The sequence below is a fragment of the Pseudomonas sp. AA-38 genome, from assembly GCF_029457475.1.
Lineage (GTDB): Bacteria > Pseudomonadota > Gammaproteobacteria > Pseudomonadales > Pseudomonadaceae > Aquipseudomonas.
Genome location: NZ_CP120359.1, coordinates 763,229 through 783,653, shown reverse-complemented (window position 1 = coordinate 783,653; position 20,425 = coordinate 763,229). Strand labels below are relative to the sequence as shown.

The following is a 20,425-nucleotide window of genomic DNA, read 5'->3' as shown; positions in this document are numbered from 1 at the left end:
AGGCTCAGACCTCGCCCTGGAGCTGATCGAGCAATGCATGCAGGCGCTCCAGACGCAAGGTGGGGTCGCGCTGCTGCAGCAGTTCGAGCTTTTGCAGCGGATCCAGGGGCAGCAGGTAGGCGAGCTGATTGGCAAGTTGCTGTTGCCCACCAACCAGGCTGGCCATGCCCAGCCCGGAGACCAGTGGGTGCTCGGCCAACGCCGTGAGCAAGGCCGCGAGGTCGGCATGCTCGGGTAACAGGGGCTGATCCACCTCCTCGTCCAGCCAGGCCACCTCGGCGATGGTCAACTGATCAGGCAGTACCTGCGCGCGCTCCACGCGAAAGCGCCGTCCGCCCTCGACACGAATGCCGAGCAAGCCGTTGGGCCGCTGCTGAAAATCACGCACCAGGGCCTCGCAGCCGATGCTGGCAAACCGACTGGCGGCTTCACCGACTTCATCCCCCTCGACGATGCACACCACGCCGAAGCCACTGCCCTGCTTCATGCAGCGACTGATCATGTCCAGGTAACGTGCCTCGAATAGCTGCAAATCGAGCATGCAGCCGGGAAACAGCACGGTGTTGAGTGGAAACAGAGGCAGGTTCATCGGCAGGCGACCTTGCGCAGCATATCGGTGCTGCGCAGTGTGCCAGAGAGCAGCAGTCGACTCACACCAGCAAAGCGATGGCCAGGGGCAGCAACACGGCAGTGATCACCCCCATCAGGCTCATGGCCAGGGCGGCGAAGGCGCCACACTCGTCGCCTTCCTGCAGGGCCCGCGCCGTGCCCACGGCATGCGCGGTGATGCCCAGCGCCATGCCTTGTGCCGCCGGGTGGCGTACCTGGCACAAGCGCAGGATGGACGGCCCGACGATGGCGCCGATGACCCCGGTGATCATCACGAACACCGCAGCCAGCGCGGCGATACCGCCGATCTGATCGGCCACCAGCATGGCGATCGGCGAGGTCACCGATTTCGGTGCCATGCTCATCAGCATGATGCGCTCGGCACCGAACAGCCAGGCCAGCCCCACCCCCAGCACGGTGGCCAGAGTGCCGGCCAGCGCCAGGGTGAGGATGATCGGCCAGAACAACTGGCGGATGCGCCGCAGGTTCAGGTACAGCGGCACGGCCAGAGCCACGGTGGCCGGGCCGAGCAACAGAGTCAGTGCGGCCACGCTGTTCTTGTATTCGGCGAAGCTCAGGCCGCTGAGCAGGAGAATGCCGATCACCGTCAGCATGGACACCAGCACCGGCTGCAGGAATACCCAACGCGTGCGTTCGTAGGCGGCCATGGCGAGTTGGTAGGCCCCCAGGGTGATACCGATACCGAATAGCGGATGATGGGTCAGCGCCTGCCAGGCACCTTGCCAATCGAGGTTCATGCTTCCTCCCGACGTTGCTGGCGCTCGATCAGTTTCTGCATCAGCCAGCCGGCGAAAGCTACCGACAGCAGTAGCGACAGGAGCAGAGCACCAGCCACCGCCCAGAAGTCCTCGGCGATATCGTTGGCATAGGCCATCACGCCCACCGCTGGCGGCACCAGAATCAGCGGCAGGTACTTGAGCAGGCTGCTGGAGGCGACGCTGAGCGACTCTCCCACCTCGCCGCGCAGCATGAGGAAGACGAACAGCAACAGCATGCCGAGGATCGGCCCCGGCAGCATAGGCAAGAACAGTACATTGAGGACGGTGCCGAGCAGTTGGCACAACACCAGCCAGGACAGGCCGCGAAGCAGCATGATTGAGTTCTCCAGAAGACAAGCGATAACCCGCATCACCTTGTTGCAGAAGGGATTCCGGGCATCTTTCAGGGCATGTCGGCCATTATAAGCGCGACGCACGAGCGCTGGTCTCTGTCTTGCTTATTCTGCTCGGTCTATGCCGCACCATTCAGGGTGACGCAGGAGGGTTGACCAGGCAATGTGCCCATGCTGATCTACCCTCAGGACATCACGCAAACAACAAGAACACCCGCGTCTTCAAGGAGATACCATGCAGTTAGTCCCCGTTGCAGAACTCAAGGATCATGTCGGCAAGGAACTCGGCAAGTCCGACTGGCTGACCATCGATCAACAGCGCATCAACCAGTTCGCCGAGTGCACCGGCGACCATCAGTTCATCCACGTCGACCCGGAGAAAGCCAAGCACACGCCGTTCGGCAGCACCATCGCCCATGGTTTCCTGTCGCTGTCGCTGATTCCGATGTTGATGGAAGGCATCATGGTGCTGCCCCAAGGCCTGAAGATGGCGGTCAACTATGGCCTGGACAGCGTGCGTTTCATTCAGCCGGTGAAGGTCGACTCGCGCGTGCGCCTGGTGGTGACCCTCACCGACGTCAGCGAGAAGAACCCCGGCCAATGGCTGCTCAAGGCCCGCGCCGTGCTGGAGATCGAAGGTCAGGAGAAGCCGGCCTACATCGCTGAACCCCTGACCCTCTGCTTCGTCTGATCCAGGGGCCGTCGTCGTTTCGCCTCGAAACGCCGGCGGCCTGCCATTCTTCGCACCTGGAATGTGCACGGCTACAGCACGAGCCGGCAAGCATGCGGCATACTGCGTGCCGATGCTCTCGACCAGGATGTCCGTCATGATTTCGCCCACCCTGCGCCTTGCCCCTCTCTGCCTGAGCCTGCTGCTCACCGCCTGCGACGACGTGCGCCAGGTACTGCCGCCCGATGCCGTGCTGCCCGATGGTGCGCAATACCGCGGCGAGGTGGTCAATGGCCTGCTGCAAGGGCCTGGGCGCCTGGACTACCGCAACGGTAGCTGGTTCAGCGGCCAGTTCCAGGACGGCCAACTGGAAGGCCCCGGTGAATGGCAAGGGCCAGGCGGCGAACACTATCAGGGTGACTTCCATGAAGGCATGTTCCACGGCCAGGGCACTCTGACATACCCCGACGGCAGCCGTTACGAGGGCAGCTTCGCGCGCAACCGTTTCAGCGGTGAAGGTCTGCTGGAGCAGGCTGGGCAGAAATACCAGGGTGAATTCCGCGATGATCGTTTCCACGGCCTGGGCACCCTGGAATTGGCCGATGGCAGCAGCTTCCAGGGGCAATTCGTCGATGGCCAGCCCAAGGGCCAGGGCGTACGCAAGGACGCCTACGGCAACCAGTTCAGCGGCCAGTTCAGCCAAGGCCAGCTCGACGGTCAGGGCAGCTACGGCAATGCCGATGGCGACACCTACAGCGGTGGCTTCAAGAATGGCGAGTTCCATGGCAAGGGACGCTACCAGAGCGCCAATGGCGACGTCTGGGCCGGCGAATTCGTCGAGGGCGTGATGCAGGGCGAGGGCGAATACATCGGTGCCGATGGCAGCCGCTACCTCGGCCAGTTCGAGGACTGGCAGTACGCCGGTGAAGGCCTCCTGACTCTGGCCGACGGCAGCGTCTACCAGGGGCATTTCGCCGATGGCCAATACAGTGGCAAGGGCACCCTTACCCTGGCCGATGGCACACGCCAGGCCGGCACCTGGCAGCGCGGGCGGCGAATACGCGACGAACAGGGTCGTCGCCTGCCGGACAGCCTCGAACTGGGCCTGCTCGATCAAGGCCGCCTGCTCGACGAAGCCATCGCGGCCGTTCCCGCCTCCACGCCGGCACGCGAACTCTATGCCCTGACCCTGGCCGGCGACGGCAAGCAGAGCGTGTTCATGCGCGAGGCCGATTACGTCAGCCGGATGCTGCGCGAGCGCTTCGGCGCCCATGGCAGCATCAGCCTGATCAACCACCGCGACCACCTCGCCGACCGCCCCCTGGCCACCCGCGAGAACCTGGCCCGCGCCGCCCAGGCCCTGGCCGAACGCAGCGGCGCGGAAGACCTGGTGTTCATCTACCTGACCAGCCACGGCTCGCGCCACCACGAACTGAACCTCGACCTGCCACGCCTGCAGCTCGACGATCTGCCGGCCAGCGAACTGGCCGCCGTGCTCGCCCCCTTGAAGGATCGCTACAAGGTGGTGGTGATTTCCGCCTGCTACTCCGGCGGCTTCATCCCACCGCTGAAAGACGACAAGACCCTGGTGATGACCGCTGCGCGCGCCGACCGGGTGTCCTTTGGCTGCAGCGAGGAAAATGACTTCACCTACTTCGGCCGCGCCCTGTTCGCCGAGGCCCTGGGCGAGACCGACAACCTCGAGCGCGCCTTCGAGCTGGCCAAGGAACGGGTCGCCGAACGCGAGCAGAGCGAGGGCTTCGAGCCCTCCGAACCACAGATCTGGGCACCGCGCGAGGTGCTCCAGCAATGGCGCAATCTGCGCCAGAGCCAGGCCGAGCGCGCCTTGAACGCCGTGGCCAGCAAAGCCGTAAACCATTAAGCTGGCTCTAACGGACAAGAGACCCCTGCATGCACCTGACCCCACAGCACATTCTCATCGCAGGCGCCACCGGCCTGACCGGCGAGCACCTGCTCGACCGCCTGCTCAGCGAACCCACCATAGCCCGCGTGCTGGCGCCTACCCGCCGCCCGTTGGCCAAGCACCCACACCTGGACAACCCAGTCGGCGACCTCGCCGACTTGCTGCCGAGCCTCAGCGGCCCGGTGGACACCGCCTTCTGCTGCCTGGGCAGCACCATCAAGCAGGCTGGCTCGCAGGAGGCCTTCCGCGCGGTCGACCATGACCTGGTTCTGACTTTCGCCCGCCGCGCGCGCGAGCTTGGCGCCCGCCATCTGGTGGTGATCAGTGCGCTCGGCGCCAACCCCGGCTCCTCGGTGTTCTACAACCGCGTCAAGGGGGAAACCGAAGAGGCGCTGAAAGCCATGGGCTGGCCACAACTGACCATTGCCCGCCCTTCCCTGCTGCTTGGCACCCGTCATGAGTTTCGTCTCGGCGAGCGCCTGGCCTCGCCACTGCTGCGCTGGCTGCCGGGCAAGTACCGGGCCATCGATGCCTGCGTACTGGCCCGTGCCCTGTGGCGCCTGGCACTGGAAGAGCAGGACGGCCCCCGCGTGATCGAATCGGCCGACCTGCGCCGTCTGGGGCGCTGAGGCGATGGCAAGCCTGATCGAGGCGCTACAGAGCGCCGACATGCTGGAAATCGATGGCCTGCACGCCTGGCAGTTCGAGCTGGACGACGGCCTGCTGGGTGACCCGCAGGCCAATACCGGGCAGCCGGTACTCTGGATCGAATGCATGGACGGCCGCACCCGGCGTATCTGGCAATTCAGCCTGGCGGCCGTACAGGCCGCGCGGCACGAAGTCTCCAGCGACAGCTGGCAACTTGAGGATGAACACGGCAGCCATCGACTCAAGTGCTTCGCAGCTTTTTGCGGTGACAATCTCGAAGACGATGCTTAGAGTCTGTTGCCGCTTCGTCATGAGCGACCGGCAACAGCCCCTGGAGCGAAACGAGCCGGATCGCGCCGCGAAAACGAGGCATCTACCGGCCAAGTGCCAGCAAAGGCCTTGACGTGCCGGGCATGCAGCGAGAGCATGGCCCCTTCGTTCAGACGTGGTTGCCACCACAGGGCGCACCATGACGGAACTGCGCTTGGCCCGCAGGAAGCTGGCAGTGGTGAAGTCGCCATTTCGACAGACCTGGGGAAACGCTTCATGAGCCTGGCCTCTGTACGCGCCTTCTTTGCCGCCAAGGCACCCGACATCGCCATCATCGAGCTGGAGACCAGCACCGCCACCGTGGCGCTGGCCGCAGAAGCCCATGGCGTATCACCGGGACAGATCGCCAAGACCCTGGCCTTTCGCATCGCCGAGCGCGACCTGCTGATCGTCGCCCGGGGCGATGCGCGCATCGATAACCGCAAGATGAAGGAATGCTTCGGCGCCAAGGCACGCATGCTCGACGCGCAGACCGTGATCGAGTTGACCAGCCATCCGGTCGGCGGTGTCTGCCCGTTCGGCCTGGCCACCCCTCTGAGCGTCTACTGCGACCGCTCGCTGCTGGCCTTCGATGAAGTGCTGCCCGCCGCCGGCGCCACCCACAGCGCAGTGCGCATCGCCCCGCAACGCATGGCCGAACTGGTGGATGCCGAGTGGATCGACGTGTGCCAGGAAGTGGAAACCGAGCCCTGTTGAAGGCCAGGACATACCTGTAGGGTGCGCCGCGCGCACCGAGGCGTTGCGGATTCACGCCAGGCAACACACCGCAGCAGAAAACCGGTGCGCACAGCGCACCCTACGGCTGGATAGACGTGTCAGGAAGTGGAAACCGAGCCCTGTTGAAGGCCAGGACATACCTGTAGGGTGCGCCGCGCGCACCGAAGCGTTGCGGATTCACGCCAGGCAACACACCGCCGCAGAAGCCGGTGCGCACAGCGCACCCTACGGCTACAGCCCGCCGCTGACGCCCAGGTTCACCCCCAGGGCAGTGACCAGCGAGAAAGGCAACAACAGGGTATCGAGCAGTGCACTGGCCGGCAGATCCAGCCCGGCATATCGCGGCGCCTCGGCACCGAAACGATCCAGCGGGCAACAGCCACCCTTGATCGCATACCAGTCCAGCCGCGTGCCGGCGTAGACCACCGGTGCGCCCGGCTTGGCCGCATCGAGAGTGCGAACGGTTGCGCAGCCGGTAAGGCTCAGCAACGTCAGACCACAGACGAGCAGCCGGCTAGTCATCCGACACCATGTGATGCTCGCCCCAGCGCGGCAGCATGTCCTGGGGGATGCCCAGGCAATTGAGGATGCGCGCGACGACGAAATCCACCAGATCATCCAGCGTCTGCGGCTGATGATAGAAACCGGGCGACGCCGGCAGGATGGTCACGCCAAGGTTCGACAGTTTGAGCATGTTCTCCAGATGGATGCTCGAATATGGCGCCTCGCGTGGCACCAGGATTAGCTGACGACGCTCCTTGAGCGCCACGTCGGCGGCACGTTCGATCAGGTTGTTGCAGGCGCCGGTGGCGATGGCGGACAAGGTACCAGTGCTGCAGGGCACCACCACCATGGCAGTCGGTGCACCGGAGCCGGAGGCCGCTGGCGCCATCCAGTCTTCCTTGCCGTAGACGCGCACCTGCCCGGGCGCCGCGCCAGTGTACTCGGTGAGAAACTGCGCCATGGCCTGCGGCTTGGCCGGTAGCGCCACGTCGGTTTCGGTGGCCATGACCAGTTGCGCGGCCCTGGAGATCAGGAAGTGCACTTCGCGATCTTCCTGCACCAGGCAGTCGAGCAGGCGCAGGCCGTATTGCGCGCCAGAGGCGCCGGTCATGGCCAGAGTGATGCGTTCAGGACCAGACATTCATCCCTCCAGAGCTGCTGCCAGCTTGCCGTGCAGACCGCCAAAGCCGCCGTTGCTCATGATCACCACCTGGGTGCCGGGGCGCGCCAGGGCTTTCACGCCGTCGATGATCGACTCCAGCGAGTCGCATACCCGCGTCGGGTTGCGCGCCTGGGCCACTGTCGCGGCCAGATCCCAGCCCAGATTCGGCGGTGCATACCAGAACACCGCATCGGCCTGCTCGGCGGATTCGGCCAATCCGTCGCGGTGGGCGCCGAGCTTCATGGAATTGGAGCGCGGCTCGATCACCGCAATCACCTGAGTGTCGTCACCGACACGCTTGCGCAGACCATCCAGGGTGGTAGCGATGGCGGTGGGGTGATGGGCGAAGTCGTCGAAGACGGTCACGCCATTCACTTCGGCGACCTTTTCCATGCGTCGCTTGGCGTTGATGAACTGGCCCAGCGCCTCGATGCCCAACGCCGGCACCACGCCGACGTGGCGCGCCGCGGCGAGCACGGCCAGGGCATTGGCGACGTTGTGCTGACCGGTGAGGTTCCATTCAACGGTGCCTTCCACCTTGCCGTCGAAGCTCACCTCGAAGCGCGAGCCGTCAGCACTGAGCAGGCGCGCCTGCCACTGGCCGCCCTCGCCGGTGGTCTGCACCGGCGTCCAGCAGCCCATCTCGATCACCCGCGCCAGCGCGGCTTCGCTGGCCGGATGGATGACCAGGCCCTCGCTGGGAATGATGCGTACCAAGTGGTGGAACTGCCGCTCGATGGCCGCCAGATCCGGGAAGATGTCCGCGTGGTCGAATTCCAGATTGTTGAGGATCGCGGTGCGCGGGCGGTAATGCACGAACTTGCTGCGCTTGTCGAAGAAGGCGCTGTCGTACTCGTCGGCCTCGACCACGAAGAACGGTGTGTCGCCCAGGCGCGCGGAAATACCGAAGTTCTGCGGTACACCACCGATCAGAAAGCCCGGCGCCATACCGGCATGCTCCAGCACCCAGGCCAGCATGCTCGAGCTGCTGGTCTTGCCATGAGTGCCTGCCACCGCCAGTACCCAGCGCCCCTGCAACACGTGATCGGCCAGCCACTGTGGGCCGGACACATAGGGCAGGCCCTTGTTCAGGACGTATTCGACCGCCGGATTACCCCGGCTCATGGCGTTGCCCACTACCACCAGGTCGGGCGCCGGCTGCAGGTGCGCCGGGTCGTAACCCTGCATCAACTCGATGCCCTGAGCTTCGAGCTGGGTGCTCATGGGCGGGTAGACATTGGCATCGGAGCCGGTGACGCGGTGGCCAAGTTCCTTGGCCAGAACGGCCAGCGAGCCCATGAAGGTGCCGCAGATGCCGAGAATGTGGATATGCATGGATGACCTCGATACGTGCCCTGCTGGGGGCCTTGGAGCGATGGCGGCAGGTTAGCACAGCGCCGATGCCATGGCCGTCGCTGCCGGCGTTTGACCGAAACGCGCGGATAAAGATCGCCACAGCGGCAACAGCATCACGACGCCAGGCTGGACGAAAGGCGCTTGCCAAGAATCCGCTATTCCCCCTAGGCTCGACTGGTCTGACCGGTAATACCACAACAATGAATAGCGTTCGCTGCGATGCCCTCCGGGAGCGCCACGAACCTACCGAACGGAGACCCCCGCCATGTTGCTCAAGCTTTGCTCCCGCTCGATATTCCTGCAGGTCATCATCGGCCTGGCTCTCGGCATCCTCGTCGGTGTCGCACTGCCGGATCTGTCATCGCAGCTCAAGCCACTCGGTGACGGCTTCATCAAGCTGATCAAGATGCTCATTGCGCTGATCGTCTTCTGCGTCGTGGTCAACGGCATCTCCGGTGCGGGCGATCTGAAAAAGGTGGGGCGCATCGGCCTGAAATCGGTGATCTACTTCGAGGTGCTGACCACGGTCGCCCTGGTTATCGGCCTGGCCGTGGCCTATGGCCTGGGGCTTGGCTCCGGCGCCAACATCGACCTGGCCGGTCTCTCCGGCAAGGATGCAGCGACGCTGAGTTCAGGGACGCATCTGCACGGCCCGGTGGAGTTCATCCTCGGCCTGATTCCCACCTCGGTATTCAGCGCCTTCGCCGAGAACAACATCCTCCAGGTGCTGCTGTTCGCCGTGCTGTTCGGCAGCGCCCTGAATCTGGTGGGCGAGCAGGCGGCTGGGCTGTCGAAGCTGATCGGCGAGGTCAGCCACGTGATCTTCCGCATCATGGGCATGATCGTACGCCTGGCGCCCATCGGCGTATTCGGCGCGGTGGCCTTCACCACCAGCCGCTACGGCCTCGAATCCCTGAGCCACCTGGGCGCGCTGGTGGCCGTGTTCTACCTCACCTGCATCCTCTTCGTGGTGCTGATCCTGGGCAGTGTCCTGCGCCTGTGCGGCTTGCCGTTGCTGCCGTTCTTGCGTTACTTCCGTGAGGAGCTGGTGATCGTCTTCGGCACGGCCTCCTCCGACGCGGTGCTGCCGCAGGTGATGCGCAAGCTGGAACGCCTCGGCATTCGCAGCTCCACCGTCGGCCTGGTGATTCCCACCGGCTATTCCTTCAACCTGGACGGCTTCTCCATCTACCTCACCCTGGCCGTGGTGTTTATCGCTCATGCCACCGGCACCTCGCTCTCGGCGGGCGACCTGCTGACCATCCTGCTGGTGTCGCTGGTCACCTCCAAGGGTGCCCATGGCATTCCCGGCTCGGCGCTGGTGATCCTCGCCGCTACCCTCAGCGCTGTACCAGCCATCCCTGCCGCCGGGCTGGTGCTGGTACTCTCGGTGGACTGGTTCATGGGCATCGGCCGGGCGCTGACCAATCTCACCGGCAACTGCGTCGCCACCGTAGCCATCGCCCGCTGGGAGAACGACATGGATCTCGAACATGCCCAGCAGTGCATCGCCAACCCGGCCCAGGCCAGCAGCGACGCGTCGCACACACCGCTGGCACGCTCCGGCAGAACGGATGCCTGAGCACGGCATAAAGGCTCCAACAGGGAGGGAAGGCTCAATGTTCGCGTCATCCAAACGGCTCAACTCGATCGTGCAGAAGCTGCTCGAGCCCATAGAACGCGGGCAGTGGGCCGCCGGCCAGATGCTGCCCGGGCAGCGCGAGCTGGCTGAGCAACTGCAGATCAGCCGGCCGAGCCTGCGCGAAGCCATCACCGTGCTGGAAACCCTCGGCGTGCTGCGCTCCCTGCCCGGCAAGGGCGTGCTGGTGCTCGACGCACCGCAGCCCGTCGATGTTACGGCAGCTCAGGCCACAGCCCGCGCGGCTACCCTGGAGAACGTGCTGCAACTGCGCTACGCCCTGGAACCCTTCATCGCCGGCCTGGTGGCACAATCGGTGGACGACAATGCCCTGAGCCAGTTGCGGCTGCTGGTCATGGACATGCGCGAGGCCGTCGAGGATCGCAACCCACAGGCCCTGGCGAGCGCCTACACGGCCTTCCATCGCAAGCTGGTGACCATCACCTCCAACCCGATCTTCCTCAGCGTCTCCCGACAGACTGCAGGGGCGCTGGAGCAGAGCGAAGGCCCGGCGTTACGCGAACCCGAACACGCCGAGCAGATTCTCGACGAACACGAGACCATCCTGCGCGCCATTCGCCGCCGCGACAGCGAGCAGGCCAGCCGCGCGATGCGCCAGCACATCCTCAACGAAGGCAGCCGCCTCGGCCTGCAGTTGCAACTTCCCGCTACCTGAGCCCACCGACCTGGAATCCTCTTAGCCCCATAGCCCAGACGTTCTGCCCCCTGCGCATAAAATCAAACGCTTGCTTGGATTGCGCTTTCAACTGGCTTTGAGGCAGCATCGGCTGGTCTGTCGTACAACAACTCCAGCCCACCACAGAAGTCGAGGCCCGCCATGCGCATCGTCCAAGCCACCCTGGAGCACCTGGATCTGTTGACCCCGCTGTTCGTCAAATACCGCGAGTTCTATAACGAACTGCCGTTCCCGGAGTCCTCGCGCAAATTCCTCGAGAAGCGCCTGCGCCGCAAGGAATCGGTGATCTACCTGGCCCTGGCCGACGATGAAGACAAACTGCTCGGCTTCTGCCAGCTCTACCCCAGCTACTCCTCGCTGTCGCTCAAGCGCGTGTGGATTCTCAACGACATCTACGTGGCCGAAGACGCGCGCCGCCAACTGGTGGCCGACCGTCTGCTGCACACCGCCAAGCAGATGGCCAAGGAAACCAACGCCGTGCGCATGCGCGTGGCCACCAGCCGTGACAACGAGGTGGCACAGAAGGTCTACGAGTCCATCGGTTTCCACGAGGATGAGCAGTTCAAGAACTACGTGCTGCCCATCAACGAAGACTGATAGGCCAGCGTTTTATCACCAGTTTTCCACCACGAAGCTCTCTCCATGTGGTCACTCAAGGCCTGGCGCCGTAGTCGCACCCTCGAACGCAACCCGGTCGATCCCGAACACTGGGCCGCAGTGCGCCAGCGCCTGCCGATTCTCGATGGCCTCGATGAGCAGGAGCTGCAGCGTCTGCGCGAGCGCGCCGTATTGTTCCTGCACGACAAGCATCTGACCGCCCTGCCCGGCCTCGAACTCGGCCCGATCGAGCATCTGCTGCTGGCCACGCAAGCGCAGTTGCCGCTGCTGAATCTGGAGGAACTGGACTGGTATCGCGGTTTTCACGAGATCGTCCTCTATCCCGACGACTTCCTCAGCCCGCAACGCCACCGCGACGCCGCCGGCATCGAGCATGAATGGGACGACGCGCGCAGCGGCGAAGCCTGGCAGCAAGGCCCGGTGATCCTCGCCTGGCCCGGCGTCGAGGCCAGCGGCGGCTGGGAGGGTTACAACCTGGTAATCCACGAGCTGGCGCACAAGCTGGACATGCTCGAAGGCGGCGCCAACGGCCTGCCGCCGCTGCACCGCGACATGCGCGTGCAGGACTGGGCAACGGCCATGCAGAGCGCCTATGACGCACTGAACGCCGAGCTGGACGCCAACCCCGAGGCCGAAACCGCCATCGACCCGTACGCGGCCGAAGACCCGGCGGAGTTCTTCGCCGTGACCAGCGAATACTTCTTCAGCGCACCGGATCTGCTGGCGCATGCTTTCCCCGAGGTTTACCGGCAACTGGCGCTTTTCTATCGTCAGGACAGCCTGGCGCGATTACAGCGCCTACAGGCGGAACACCCCGACTACAAATCGGTCGAAACCGCGACCAATTGCTGAGTAGGCTAACGTAGTAACGTCATGCGAATCCGCCTATAATGCGCCCCACTTTTTGGCCCTCCCTGGGAGTTCCCCCATGAGCTACAGCAAGATCCCGGCTGGCAAAGACCTGCCGAACGACATCTACGTTGCCATCGAAATCCCGGCCAACCACGCGCCGATCAAATACGAAATCGACCATGACACCGACTGCCTGATGGTCGACCGCTTCATGGCCACGCCGATGTTCTACCCGGCCAACTACGGTTTCATCCCGCACACCCTGGCCGACGACGGCGACCCCCTCGACGTGCTGGTCGTGACCCCTTACCCGGTCGCACCGGGTTCGGTGATTCGCGCCCGTCCGGTGGGCGTGCTGCATATGAGCGACGAAGCCGGCGGCGACGCCAAGCTGGTTGCCGTACCGCATGACAAGCTGACCGTTCTGTACAAGGACGTTCAGGAATACACCGACCTGCCCGCGCTACTGATCGAGCAGATCAAGCACTTCTTCGAGAACTACAAGGATCTGGAGAAGGGCAAGTGGGTCAAGGTAGAAGGCTGGGGCGGCGCTGAAGAAGCCCGCGGCCTGATCAACAAGGCAGTCGCGGCATACCAGAAGTAAGCCCTGACACCTCCGAAAAGCCGGCCACAAGCCGGCTTTTTTATTTTCTTTTTCCACGCTGCACTGCACAGTCAGCCACCGCCATGCCAGCGGCCCTTTGCCGCTATGCTGTAATCGACTTCCGCAGGGATCAGCCTGGGCAACGAGAATTATGAAGAACCTGACCTTACGCAATCGCATCATTGCCAGCTTTACCGTGATCATCGTCATCCTGCTGCTCATGGCCATGATGGCGTACCTGCGTACCACGCTGATCAAGAAAGAAACGGAGCAGATGGTCAACAACTCCGTCCCGGGCGCCTACTACGTCAACGAGATGCAGGATCAATGGGCGCGGCACATGCTCGATACCCGTCGCCTGCAGCTACGCCTGCTCGACGAAAAGGACGACACCCTGATTGCGCATTACCGCGACCAGTGCGCGGCTTACCAGGATGCCATCGAGCAATTGCTTGGCGAATACCGGCGCACGGTAACCAACGAGGGCGAGCAGAAGCTGCTGGATGCCTTCCAACGCAATTACCAGCAATACCGCAAGCTGCATGCGCAGTTGCTCGCCATACTCGAAACTGGTGATCTCTACGCCGCTCGCCAGTTCGGCGGCAACAAGGTGTTCCCCAAGTGGGATGAGGGCCAGCTCAATCTGTCACAGCTGAGCAAGATCAACCGCGAACAGTCCGACACGGCCACCAAGCTGATCAACAACGCCGTGCATACGCTGGAACTCACCATCCCCCTCTCGATTCTGCTGATCATCATCATTGCAGCGGTCAGCGGGCTGCTGCTGTTGCGCTCCATTCTTCAGCCGGTCAATCTCATCGTCAGCAAGCTCAAGACCCTGGAAAGCGGCGACCTGTCGGTACGACTGGATCTGCAACGGCACGACGAGTTCAACGTCATCGAGCAGGGTTTCAACAGCATGGTGGCCGAACTCAAGACCCTGGTCGGCAACGCTCAGCGTTCGGCCGTGCAGATGACCACCTCGGTCACCGAGATTGCCGCCACCTCGCGCCAGCAGCAGGCCACCGCCACGGAAACCGCCGCCACCACCACCGAGATCGGCGCCACCTCGCGGGAAATCGCCGCCACCTCACGCGACCTGGTGCGCACCATGAGCGAGGTGTCCGACACCGCCGAACAGACCTCCATCCTCGCCGGCACCGGCCAGCTCGGCCTGGCGCGCATGGAAGAGATCATGCATCAGGTGATGGGTGCCGCCGACGTGGTCAACGGCAAGCTGTCGATCCTCAACGAGAAGGCCGGCAACATCACCCAGGTGGTCACCACCATCGTCAAGGTGGCTGACCAGACCAACCTGCTGTCGGTGAATGCCGCCATCGAGGCGGAGAAAGCCGGCGAATATGGTAAGGGCTTCGCCGTGGTGGCCGTGGAAGTGCGTCGCCTGGCCGACCAGACCGCAGTGGCCACCTACGACATCGAGCAGATGGTGCGCGAGATCCAGTCTGCCGTGTCGGCCGGCGTGATGGGCATGGACAAGTTCTCCGAAGAAGTACGCCGCGGCATCGGTGAGATGACCCAGATGGGCGACCAGCTCAATCAGATCATCCAGCAGGTGCAAGCCCTGGCCCCGCGTATCCAGATGGTCAACGAGGGCATGCAGGCGCAGTCCACCGGCGCCGAACAGATCAACCAGGCACTGGTGCAACTGAGCGAAGCGAGCAGCCAGACCGTCGACTCGCTGCGCCAGGCCGGCAGCGCCATCGACGAGCTGAACCAGGTGGCCAACAACCTGCGCGTTGGCGTCAGCCGCTTCAAGGTCTGAGCATGCAAGCCTCCAGCAAGGCGTCGGCCGGCGAACTGCACCTGCAGTTCCAGCTCGGCGAGGATCGCTATGCGCTCGCCGCCTGCGAGGTGGTCGAGGTGCTGCCGCTGCGCCGCCTCAAGCAGATTCCCGAGGCGCCGGAATGGGTCGCCGGCTTGCTCGCGCATCGCGGACGGATGATCCCGGTACTCGATCTCAGCCGTCGCGTGCTCGGCCGCCCGGCCCTGGCGCGCAACAGCACGCGCCTGGTGCTGGTGCATTTCGATGCCCCCATGATTGAGGCTGACGCCGTGCTGGGGCTGATTCTCGAGCAGGCGACCAACACCCTGCGCCTCTCGGAAGAAGCGTTCCAGAGCAGCGGGCTGGAAGCCGGCCAGCCCGATTATCTCGGCCCCGTGCAAGGCAAGGGCGCCGGCCTGATCCAGCGCATCGAGGTTGCCGGCCTGCTCGATAGCTCCATGCGCGCCCTGCTGTTCCAGGCACAGGAATGAGGCTGACGGCATGATCGAGCACATCGAACGCCTGCTCAAAAGCCGTATCGGCCTGGACGCCGAGTCGATCGGCCGCAGCGTGATCCAGCGAGCGGTGCGCCAGCGCATGGCGGCGCTCGAACAGAGCGCGCTGGAAGATTACTGGACCACATTGGGCGGCTCGCCGCGCGAACAACAGGCACTGGTCGAGGCCGTGGTAGTGCCGGAAACCTGGTTCTTCCGCTATCCCGAGTCCTTCAACGCGCTGGCCAGCCTGGCCGTGGAACGACTGGTGCAGCTAGCCGGCAGTCGTCCGCTACGGCTGATCAGCCTGCCCTGCTCCAGCGGCGAGGAGCCCTACTCCATCGCCATGACCCTGCTCGACGCCGGCCTCCTGCCCGCGCAGTTCCATATTGACGCGCTGGACGTCAGCGACAAGGTACTGGAACAGGCGCGCCGCGGCCTGTACGGGCGCAACTCGTTCCGTGGCGAGCAACTGGCATTTCGTCAGCGCCACTTCCAGCAACAGGCCGATGGTTATCTGCTCGATACTCGGGTGCGTGACTGCGTCAGCCTGCGTACCGGCAACCTGCTGGATCCCGCGTTGTTCGCAGGCGAAGCCCCCTACGACTTCATCTTCTGCCGCAACCTGCTGATCTATTTCGACCGCCTCACTCAGGTGCGCGTGCTGGAAGCGCTCAAGCGCCAATTGCAGGAAGGCGGCACCCTGTTCATCGGCCCGGCCGAAGCCAGCCTGGCCAGCCAGAGCGGCCTGCAGGCCATCGGCCGGCAACAGACCTTCGCCTTCCGCGTGGCACCACCCAGACCGGCGCCCGCTCCCGTGCCGCGCCCCAGCACGCCGCCGCTGCGCCAGGCGCCGCTGCCGGCACCACGGCCCAGCGTCGCGGTGCGCCAGCGCCCCAGCCCGGCAGTGCAGGCGCCGGTCGTACCTGCCAGCCAGGCGCGGGACATCTGGCAAGAGGTCGCCGCGCTGGCCAACGCCGGGCGCAGCGACGAAGCCCGGCAACGCTGCGAACGGCATCTGCAGGCACAGGGCCCCAGTGCCGAAGGCTACTACTGGCTGGGCCTGCTCAGCGACGTGCAAGGCAACGGTGAGCAGGCCTGCGCCTACTACCGCAAGGCCATCTATCTCGATCCGCAACACCCTGAGGCGCTCACCCACCTGGCCGCACATCTGCAAGCCCAGGGTGATACCAACGCAGCACAGCGCCTGTACCGGCGTGCGCAGAACACGGAGGTAGGCAAGCGTGACTGAGACCCTGCTCGAACGGACGCAGGTGGACGACTGCTGGAACCGCATCGGCGTGTTCGGCGACAAGAGCTGCCCGCTCCTGGCGCGTCATATCCACTGCCGCAACTGCGAGGTCTACGGTGCCGCCGCCATCGCCCTGCTCGACCGCTACGGCAGTCTGCAGAACGAAGCACCGGCAGAGGATGAGGCCGAAGACACTCCGCCCCAGGTCGGCGAGCAGCGCTCGCTGCTGATCTTCCGTCTCGGCGAACAATGGCTGGGCATCGCCACGCGACGCCTGGCCGAAGTGATGCCGGTGTCGCCGATCCACGTGCTGCCGCATCGCAACGAGCAAGGCCTGCTTGGGGTAACCAACGTTCGCGGCACCCTGGTCGCCTGCCTGTCGCTGGCCGACCTGCTCGGTCTGCCGAACCAGGCAGCGCCGAGCGACAATCGCCGGGTGACTCCGCGCATGCTGATTCTGGAGAGTGAAAGCGGGCCGCTGGTGATACCCGTGGACGAAGTCAGCGGCACCCAGCGCGTGCCGCTGGCACGCATCAGCAACCCACGCCACGAAGACAGCCGCGCCATCAGCCGCTTCAGCGCCGGAGTGCTGCAGTGGCAGGCGCGCAGCATCACCGTACTGGATGACGAAGCGCTGTTGCAGCACATGATCAGGAGCCTCGCGTGACACCGGATCAGATGAGGGATGCATCGCTGCTGGAACTCTTCCGCCTGGAGGCGGAGGCGCAGAAGCAGGTGTTCGACAGCGGCCTGCTGACGCTCGAGCGCGACCCGATCAATGCCGGGCAGCTCGAGGCCTGCATGCGGGCAGCCCACTCGCTCAAGGGTGCCGCGCGCATCGTCGGCCTGGACAATGGCGTTCAGGTCGCCCATGTCATGGAAGACATGCTGGTGGCCGCACAGGAACACCGGCTACGCCTGTCGCCGGAACATATCGATGCCTTGCTGCAGGGCTCCGACCTGCTCCTGCGCATCGGCCAGGCGCAGCCCGACGAGGCCCTCGACGCCGAAGTGGCCAGCCTGACCTCGCGCTTGCGCACGCTGTTCGGCCAGCCCGCACCAGCCCCGATAGCGTCGACCGTGCCCAGCGCAACCGCCGATCAAGCCCCGGCAAATCCTGCCGCTGCCGCGACATCCAGCGACACTCAGGCGGACGAACGCAACGCCCGGGTGCTGCGCGTATCGGCCGAACGCTTCGACCACCTGATCGACCTCTCCGGCAAGTCACTGGTGGAATTCCAGCGCACCAAGCCGTTGAGCGCAGCCCTGCAGCGTCTCAAGCGCCAGCAGGAAGCGGCGCGGCGCACCCTGGAATCCCTGCGCGAACACCTGCTCGGCAGCGCCCTGGATGCCACCGCCCAGGCTCTGTTCAACGAGAGTCGCAACCTGCTGATCGAATGCCAGCAGCAGTTGCAGGCTCATCAGGAGCTGTTCGACGACTTCGTCTGGCATGGCGGTCAGCGCACCCAGCAGCTCTATGACCTGGCCCTGGCGGCGCGCATGCGCCCGTTCGCCGATGTCCTCGGCGGCCAGGCGCGCATGCTGCGTGATCTCGGCCGTTCGCTGGGCAAGCAGGTACGCCTGGAGATCGAAGGCGAGAATACCCAGGTCGACCGCGACGTGCTGCAACGCCTGGAAGCGCCACTGACCCACCTGCTGCGCAATGCCGTCGACCATGGCATCGAGCAACCGGCCGAGCGCACGCGCAAGGGCAAGGCGGAGGAAGGCTGCGTGCAACTGCGTGCCCGCCACCATGCCGGCATGCTGGTGCTGGAGGTCAGCGACGATGGCGCCGGCATCGACCTCGACCGCGTCGCCCAGGCCGTGGTCAGCCGCCAGTTAGCCTCGGCGGAACAGGTGGCGCAGATGACCGAGGAAGAACTGCTGGCCTTCCTCTTCCTGCCCGGCTTCAGCCTCAGCCAGCAGGTCACCGAAGTCTCCGGGCGTGGCGTCGGCCTGGATGTGGTGCAGCACGAGATTCGCCGCATGCGCGGCAATGTCCGCCTGTTACGCAGCCCACAGGCGGGCTGCCTGTTCCACCTCGAACTACCGCTGACCCTGTCGGTGGTGCGCGCCCTGGTGGTGAGCATCGGCGGCGAGGCCTATGCCTTCCCGCTGGCGCAGATCGAACGCATGCTGCGTCTGCCGCGCAGCGCCATCGTCCAGCTCGAAGGGCGCCAGCAGTTCTGGTTGGAGGACGAACACATCGGCCTGATCTCCGTCGCCCAATTACTGCAGCGCCCCGACGCACAAGGCGAGCAGGAGAACATCCCGATCGTGCTGATCCGTGATCGCGAGCGCTGCCATGGCCTGGCCGTGGAGGCCTTCATCGGCGAGTACACCCTGGTGCTGATGCCGCTCGATCCCCGCCTGGGCAAGGTGCGCGACGTGGCGGCAGGCGCCTTGCTGCACGATGGCACGCCGGTGCTGATTCTCGATGTCGATGACCTGCTCAACTCGGTGGGCAAACTGCTCGGCGCCGGCCACCTGCTGCGGGTCGACCATGGCAGCCAGGCACGCCAGACGCAGGCCAAGCGCGTGCTGGTGGTCGACGACTCGCTGACGGTGCGCGAGCTGGAGCGCAAGCTGCTGCTCAGCCGCGGCTATCAGGTGGAAGTGGCCGTCGACGGCATGGACGGCTGGAACGCCCTGCGCGCCGGGAACTTCGACCTGCTGATCAGTGATATCGACATGCCGCGCATGGACGGCATCGAGCTGGTCACCCTGGTACGCCAGGATCCGCGCCTGCGCTCGCTGCCGGTGATGGTGGTGTCCTACAAGGATCGCGAAGAGGATCGCCGCCGTGGCCTGGAGGCCGGTGCCGACTATTATCTAGCCAAGGCGAGCTTCCATGACGAAGCGCTGCTCGATGCCGTACAAACCCTGATCGGTGAGGCCCGCGAATGAGGATCGCCATTGCCAATGACATGCCGCTGGCCGTCGAGGCGCTGCGCCGCGCCCTGGCCACCGAGCCGCAATACCAGTTGATCTGGGTGGCCACCGATGGCGAGGAAGCCGTGCTCCGCTGCCAGGAGGATCTGCCCGACCTGCTACTGATGGACATGCTGATGCCCGGCATGGACGGCGTGCAGGCGACCCGTCGGATCATGCAGGACACCCCCTGCGCCATCCTCATCGTCACTTCCGATGTCGAGCGCAACATGACCCAGGTGTTCGATGCCATGGGCGCCGGCGCCCTGGACGTGGTCGCCGTGCCGTCACTCGGCCCGCAGCAGACGCTCGACGCGGCGACCCTGCGCCGCAAGATCCACAACATCGCCTGGATGATCGGCCACAAGACCTCGCGCTCGGTCCGACAGTCGCCTCTGAGCGGTAACGAGAACCGTGGCCGGAGCCTGGTGGCCATCGGCGCCTCCGCCGGTGGCCCGGCGTCCCTGGTGGAGTTGCTCAGGGAGATTCCCAGTGATTTCGCGGCCAGCATCGTGCTGGTTCAGCATGTCGACGAGGTGTTCGCCGCCGGCATGGCGCAATGGCTGGCCAGCGAGTCGCAGATGCCCGTACGCCTGGCCCGAGACGGCGAAGCCCTGCAACCCGGCGCCGTCTTGTTGGCCGGCACCAACAATCATCTGTATCTGACCGAGCAGGGGCATCTGGAATATCGTCGCGAACCGCTCGATCAGGTCTATCGTCCCTCTATCGATGTGTTCTTCGAGAGCGTGGCCAGCCACTGGCGCGGCGAAGCGATCGGCGTGCTCCTGACGGGCATGGGACGCGACGGTGCACAGGGTCTGAAACGGATGCGCGAACGCGGTTTCCACACCATCGCCCAGGATCAGGCCAGCAGCGCCGTGTATGGCATGCCCAAGGCCGCTGTGGCGCTGGATGCTGCGGTCGAAGTCCTGCCACTGGGCAGGATCGCGGCGCGCCTGGTCGAGCGACTGGGCTGAGCGCCTTCATCATTCACATATTGGCGG

The 20,425-nt window shown here is 64.8% G+C and carries 22 protein-coding genes; 16 read left to right on the top strand and 6 right to left on the bottom strand.

Going from position 1 to position 20,425, the window contains the following annotated elements; all coding sequences use genetic code 11:
- Positions 1-4: 4 nt before the first annotated feature.
- The 3 genes from PVE35_RS03600 to PVE35_RS03590 form a co-directional block, all read right to left on the bottom strand.
- Positions 5-589: an LON peptidase substrate-binding domain-containing protein gene (locus PVE35_RS03600; RefSeq protein ID WP_268181343.1), complete on the bottom strand. Its 585-nt coding sequence runs from the start codon at positions 587-589 to the stop codon at positions 5-7.
- A gap of 61 nt (positions 590-650) precedes the next feature.
- On the bottom strand, positions 651-1,367 hold the full coding sequence (locus PVE35_RS03595; RefSeq protein WP_268181342.1) for an LrgB family protein: 717 nt from the start codon (positions 1,365-1,367) through the stop codon (positions 651-653).
- Entirely contained in the window at positions 1,364-1,723 is a 360-nt protein-coding gene (locus PVE35_RS03590; protein ID WP_268181340.1) for a CidA/LrgA family protein, read from the bottom strand. Before PVE35_RS03590 ends, PVE35_RS03595 begins: the two co-directional genes overlap by 4 nt.
- A gap of 253 nt (positions 1,724-1,976) precedes the next feature.
- Between PVE35_RS03590 and PVE35_RS03585 the strand changes: the two genes are divergently transcribed.
- From PVE35_RS03585 to PVE35_RS03565, 5 genes are all read left to right on the top strand, one after another.
- Positions 1,977-2,432, top strand: coding sequence for a MaoC family dehydratase (locus PVE35_RS03585; protein WP_268181339.1), 456 nt, complete (start codon positions 1,977-1,979; stop codon positions 2,430-2,432).
- A gap of 136 nt (positions 2,433-2,568) precedes the next feature.
- The gene (locus tag PVE35_RS03580) at positions 2,569-4,293 is read left to right on the top strand and encodes a C13 family peptidase (protein ID WP_268181337.1); all 1,725 of its coding nucleotides are present in this window, start codon (positions 2,569-2,571) and stop codon (positions 4,291-4,293) included.
- Positions 4,294-4,322: 29 nt separating this feature from the next.
- Entirely contained in the window at positions 4,323-4,964 is a 642-nt protein-coding gene (locus tag PVE35_RS03575) for an oxidoreductase (RefSeq protein WP_268181335.1), read from the top strand.
- A gap of 4 nt (positions 4,965-4,968) precedes the next feature.
- Entirely contained in the window at positions 4,969-5,274 is a 306-nt protein-coding gene (locus PVE35_RS03570; RefSeq protein WP_268181334.1) for a DUF5629 family protein, read from the top strand.
- Between the two features lie 255 nt (positions 5,275-5,529).
- Complete coding sequence (locus tag PVE35_RS03565; protein ID WP_277373833.1) at positions 5,530-6,009, top strand: YbaK/EbsC family protein; 480 nt, start codon at positions 5,530-5,532, stop codon at positions 6,007-6,009.
- 252 nt (positions 6,010-6,261) lie between these two features.
- On the opposite strand, the gene PVE35_RS03560 is transcribed toward PVE35_RS03565, so the two are convergent.
- Genes PVE35_RS03560 through mpl form a run of 3 tightly spaced genes read right to left on the bottom strand, consistent with a single transcriptional unit; the run spans position 6,262 to position 8,530 of the window.
- Positions 6,262-6,552 (bottom strand): YceK/YidQ family lipoprotein, encoded by a 291-nt coding sequence (locus PVE35_RS03560; RefSeq protein ID WP_277373832.1) that lies wholly within the window; start codon positions 6,550-6,552, stop codon positions 6,262-6,264.
- Positions 6,545-7,174, bottom strand: coding sequence for a flavin prenyltransferase UbiX (ubiX, locus tag PVE35_RS03555; RefSeq protein WP_268181329.1), 630 nt, complete (start codon positions 7,172-7,174; stop codon positions 6,545-6,547). Before ubiX ends, PVE35_RS03560 begins: the two co-directional genes overlap by 8 nt.
- Positions 7,175-8,530 carry a UDP-N-acetylmuramate:L-alanyl-gamma-D-glutamyl-meso-diaminopimelate ligase gene (gene mpl, locus PVE35_RS03550; RefSeq protein ID WP_277373831.1) on the bottom strand — a complete coding sequence of 452 codons (1,356 nt, stop codon included), beginning with the start codon at positions 8,528-8,530 and terminating at the stop codon, positions 7,175-7,177.
- Positions 8,531-8,816: 286 nt separating this feature from the next.
- Between mpl and PVE35_RS03545 the strand changes: the two genes are divergently transcribed.
- The 11 genes from PVE35_RS03545 to PVE35_RS03495 all read left to right on the top strand — a co-directional run bounded on the left by PVE35_RS03545 (position 8,817) and on the right by PVE35_RS03495 (position 20,398).
- Positions 8,817-10,133: a C4-dicarboxylate transporter DctA gene (locus PVE35_RS03545; protein WP_277373830.1), complete on the top strand. Its 1,317-nt coding sequence runs from the start codon at positions 8,817-8,819 to the stop codon at positions 10,131-10,133.
- Between the two features lie 37 nt (positions 10,134-10,170).
- A complete protein-coding gene (locus tag PVE35_RS03540) occupies positions 10,171-10,866 on the top strand; it encodes a FadR/GntR family transcriptional regulator (protein ID WP_277373829.1) in 696 nt (231 codons plus the stop codon).
- Positions 10,867-11,028: 162 nt separating this feature from the next.
- Entirely contained in the window at positions 11,029-11,484 is a 456-nt protein-coding gene (locus PVE35_RS03535; protein ID WP_268181320.1) for a GNAT family N-acetyltransferase, read from the top strand.
- A gap of 45 nt (positions 11,485-11,529) precedes the next feature.
- Positions 11,530-12,357 carry a M90 family metallopeptidase gene (locus tag PVE35_RS03530; RefSeq protein ID WP_277373828.1) on the top strand — a complete coding sequence of 276 codons (828 nt, stop codon included), beginning with the start codon at positions 11,530-11,532 and terminating at the stop codon, positions 12,355-12,357.
- A 76-nt stretch (positions 12,358-12,433) separates the two neighbouring features.
- Positions 12,434-12,961 (top strand): inorganic diphosphatase, encoded by a 528-nt coding sequence (gene ppa / locus PVE35_RS03525; RefSeq protein WP_013717208.1) that lies wholly within the window; start codon positions 12,434-12,436, stop codon positions 12,959-12,961.
- A gap of 151 nt (positions 12,962-13,112) precedes the next feature.
- Positions 13,113-14,744, top strand: a complete 1,632-nt coding sequence (locus tag PVE35_RS03520; protein ID WP_268181315.1) for a methyl-accepting chemotaxis protein — start codon at positions 13,113-13,115, stop codon at positions 14,742-14,744.
- A gap of 2 nt (positions 14,745-14,746) precedes the next feature.
- A complete protein-coding gene (locus PVE35_RS03515) occupies positions 14,747-15,235 on the top strand; it encodes a chemotaxis protein CheW (RefSeq protein ID WP_277373827.1) in 489 nt (162 codons plus the stop codon).
- Positions 15,236-15,245: 10 nt separating this feature from the next.
- Positions 15,246-16,490, top strand: coding sequence for a CheR family methyltransferase (locus PVE35_RS03510; RefSeq protein WP_277373826.1), 1,245 nt, complete (start codon positions 15,246-15,248; stop codon positions 16,488-16,490).
- Positions 16,483-17,157, top strand: a complete 675-nt coding sequence (locus tag PVE35_RS03505) for a chemotaxis protein CheW (protein ID WP_277373825.1) — start codon at positions 16,483-16,485, stop codon at positions 17,155-17,157. Before PVE35_RS03510 ends, PVE35_RS03505 begins: the two co-directional genes overlap by 8 nt.
- Positions 17,154-19,397: a hybrid sensor histidine kinase/response regulator gene (locus tag PVE35_RS03500; RefSeq protein WP_277373824.1), complete on the top strand. Its 2,244-nt coding sequence runs from the start codon at positions 17,154-17,156 to the stop codon at positions 19,395-19,397. The genes PVE35_RS03505 and PVE35_RS03500 overlap by 4 nt, the downstream gene beginning before the upstream one ends.
- Positions 19,394-20,398, top strand: coding sequence for a chemotaxis response regulator protein-glutamate methylesterase (locus PVE35_RS03495; protein WP_268181305.1), 1,005 nt, complete (start codon positions 19,394-19,396; stop codon positions 20,396-20,398). Before PVE35_RS03500 ends, PVE35_RS03495 begins: the two co-directional genes overlap by 4 nt.
- Positions 20,399-20,425: the final 27 nt, after the last annotated feature.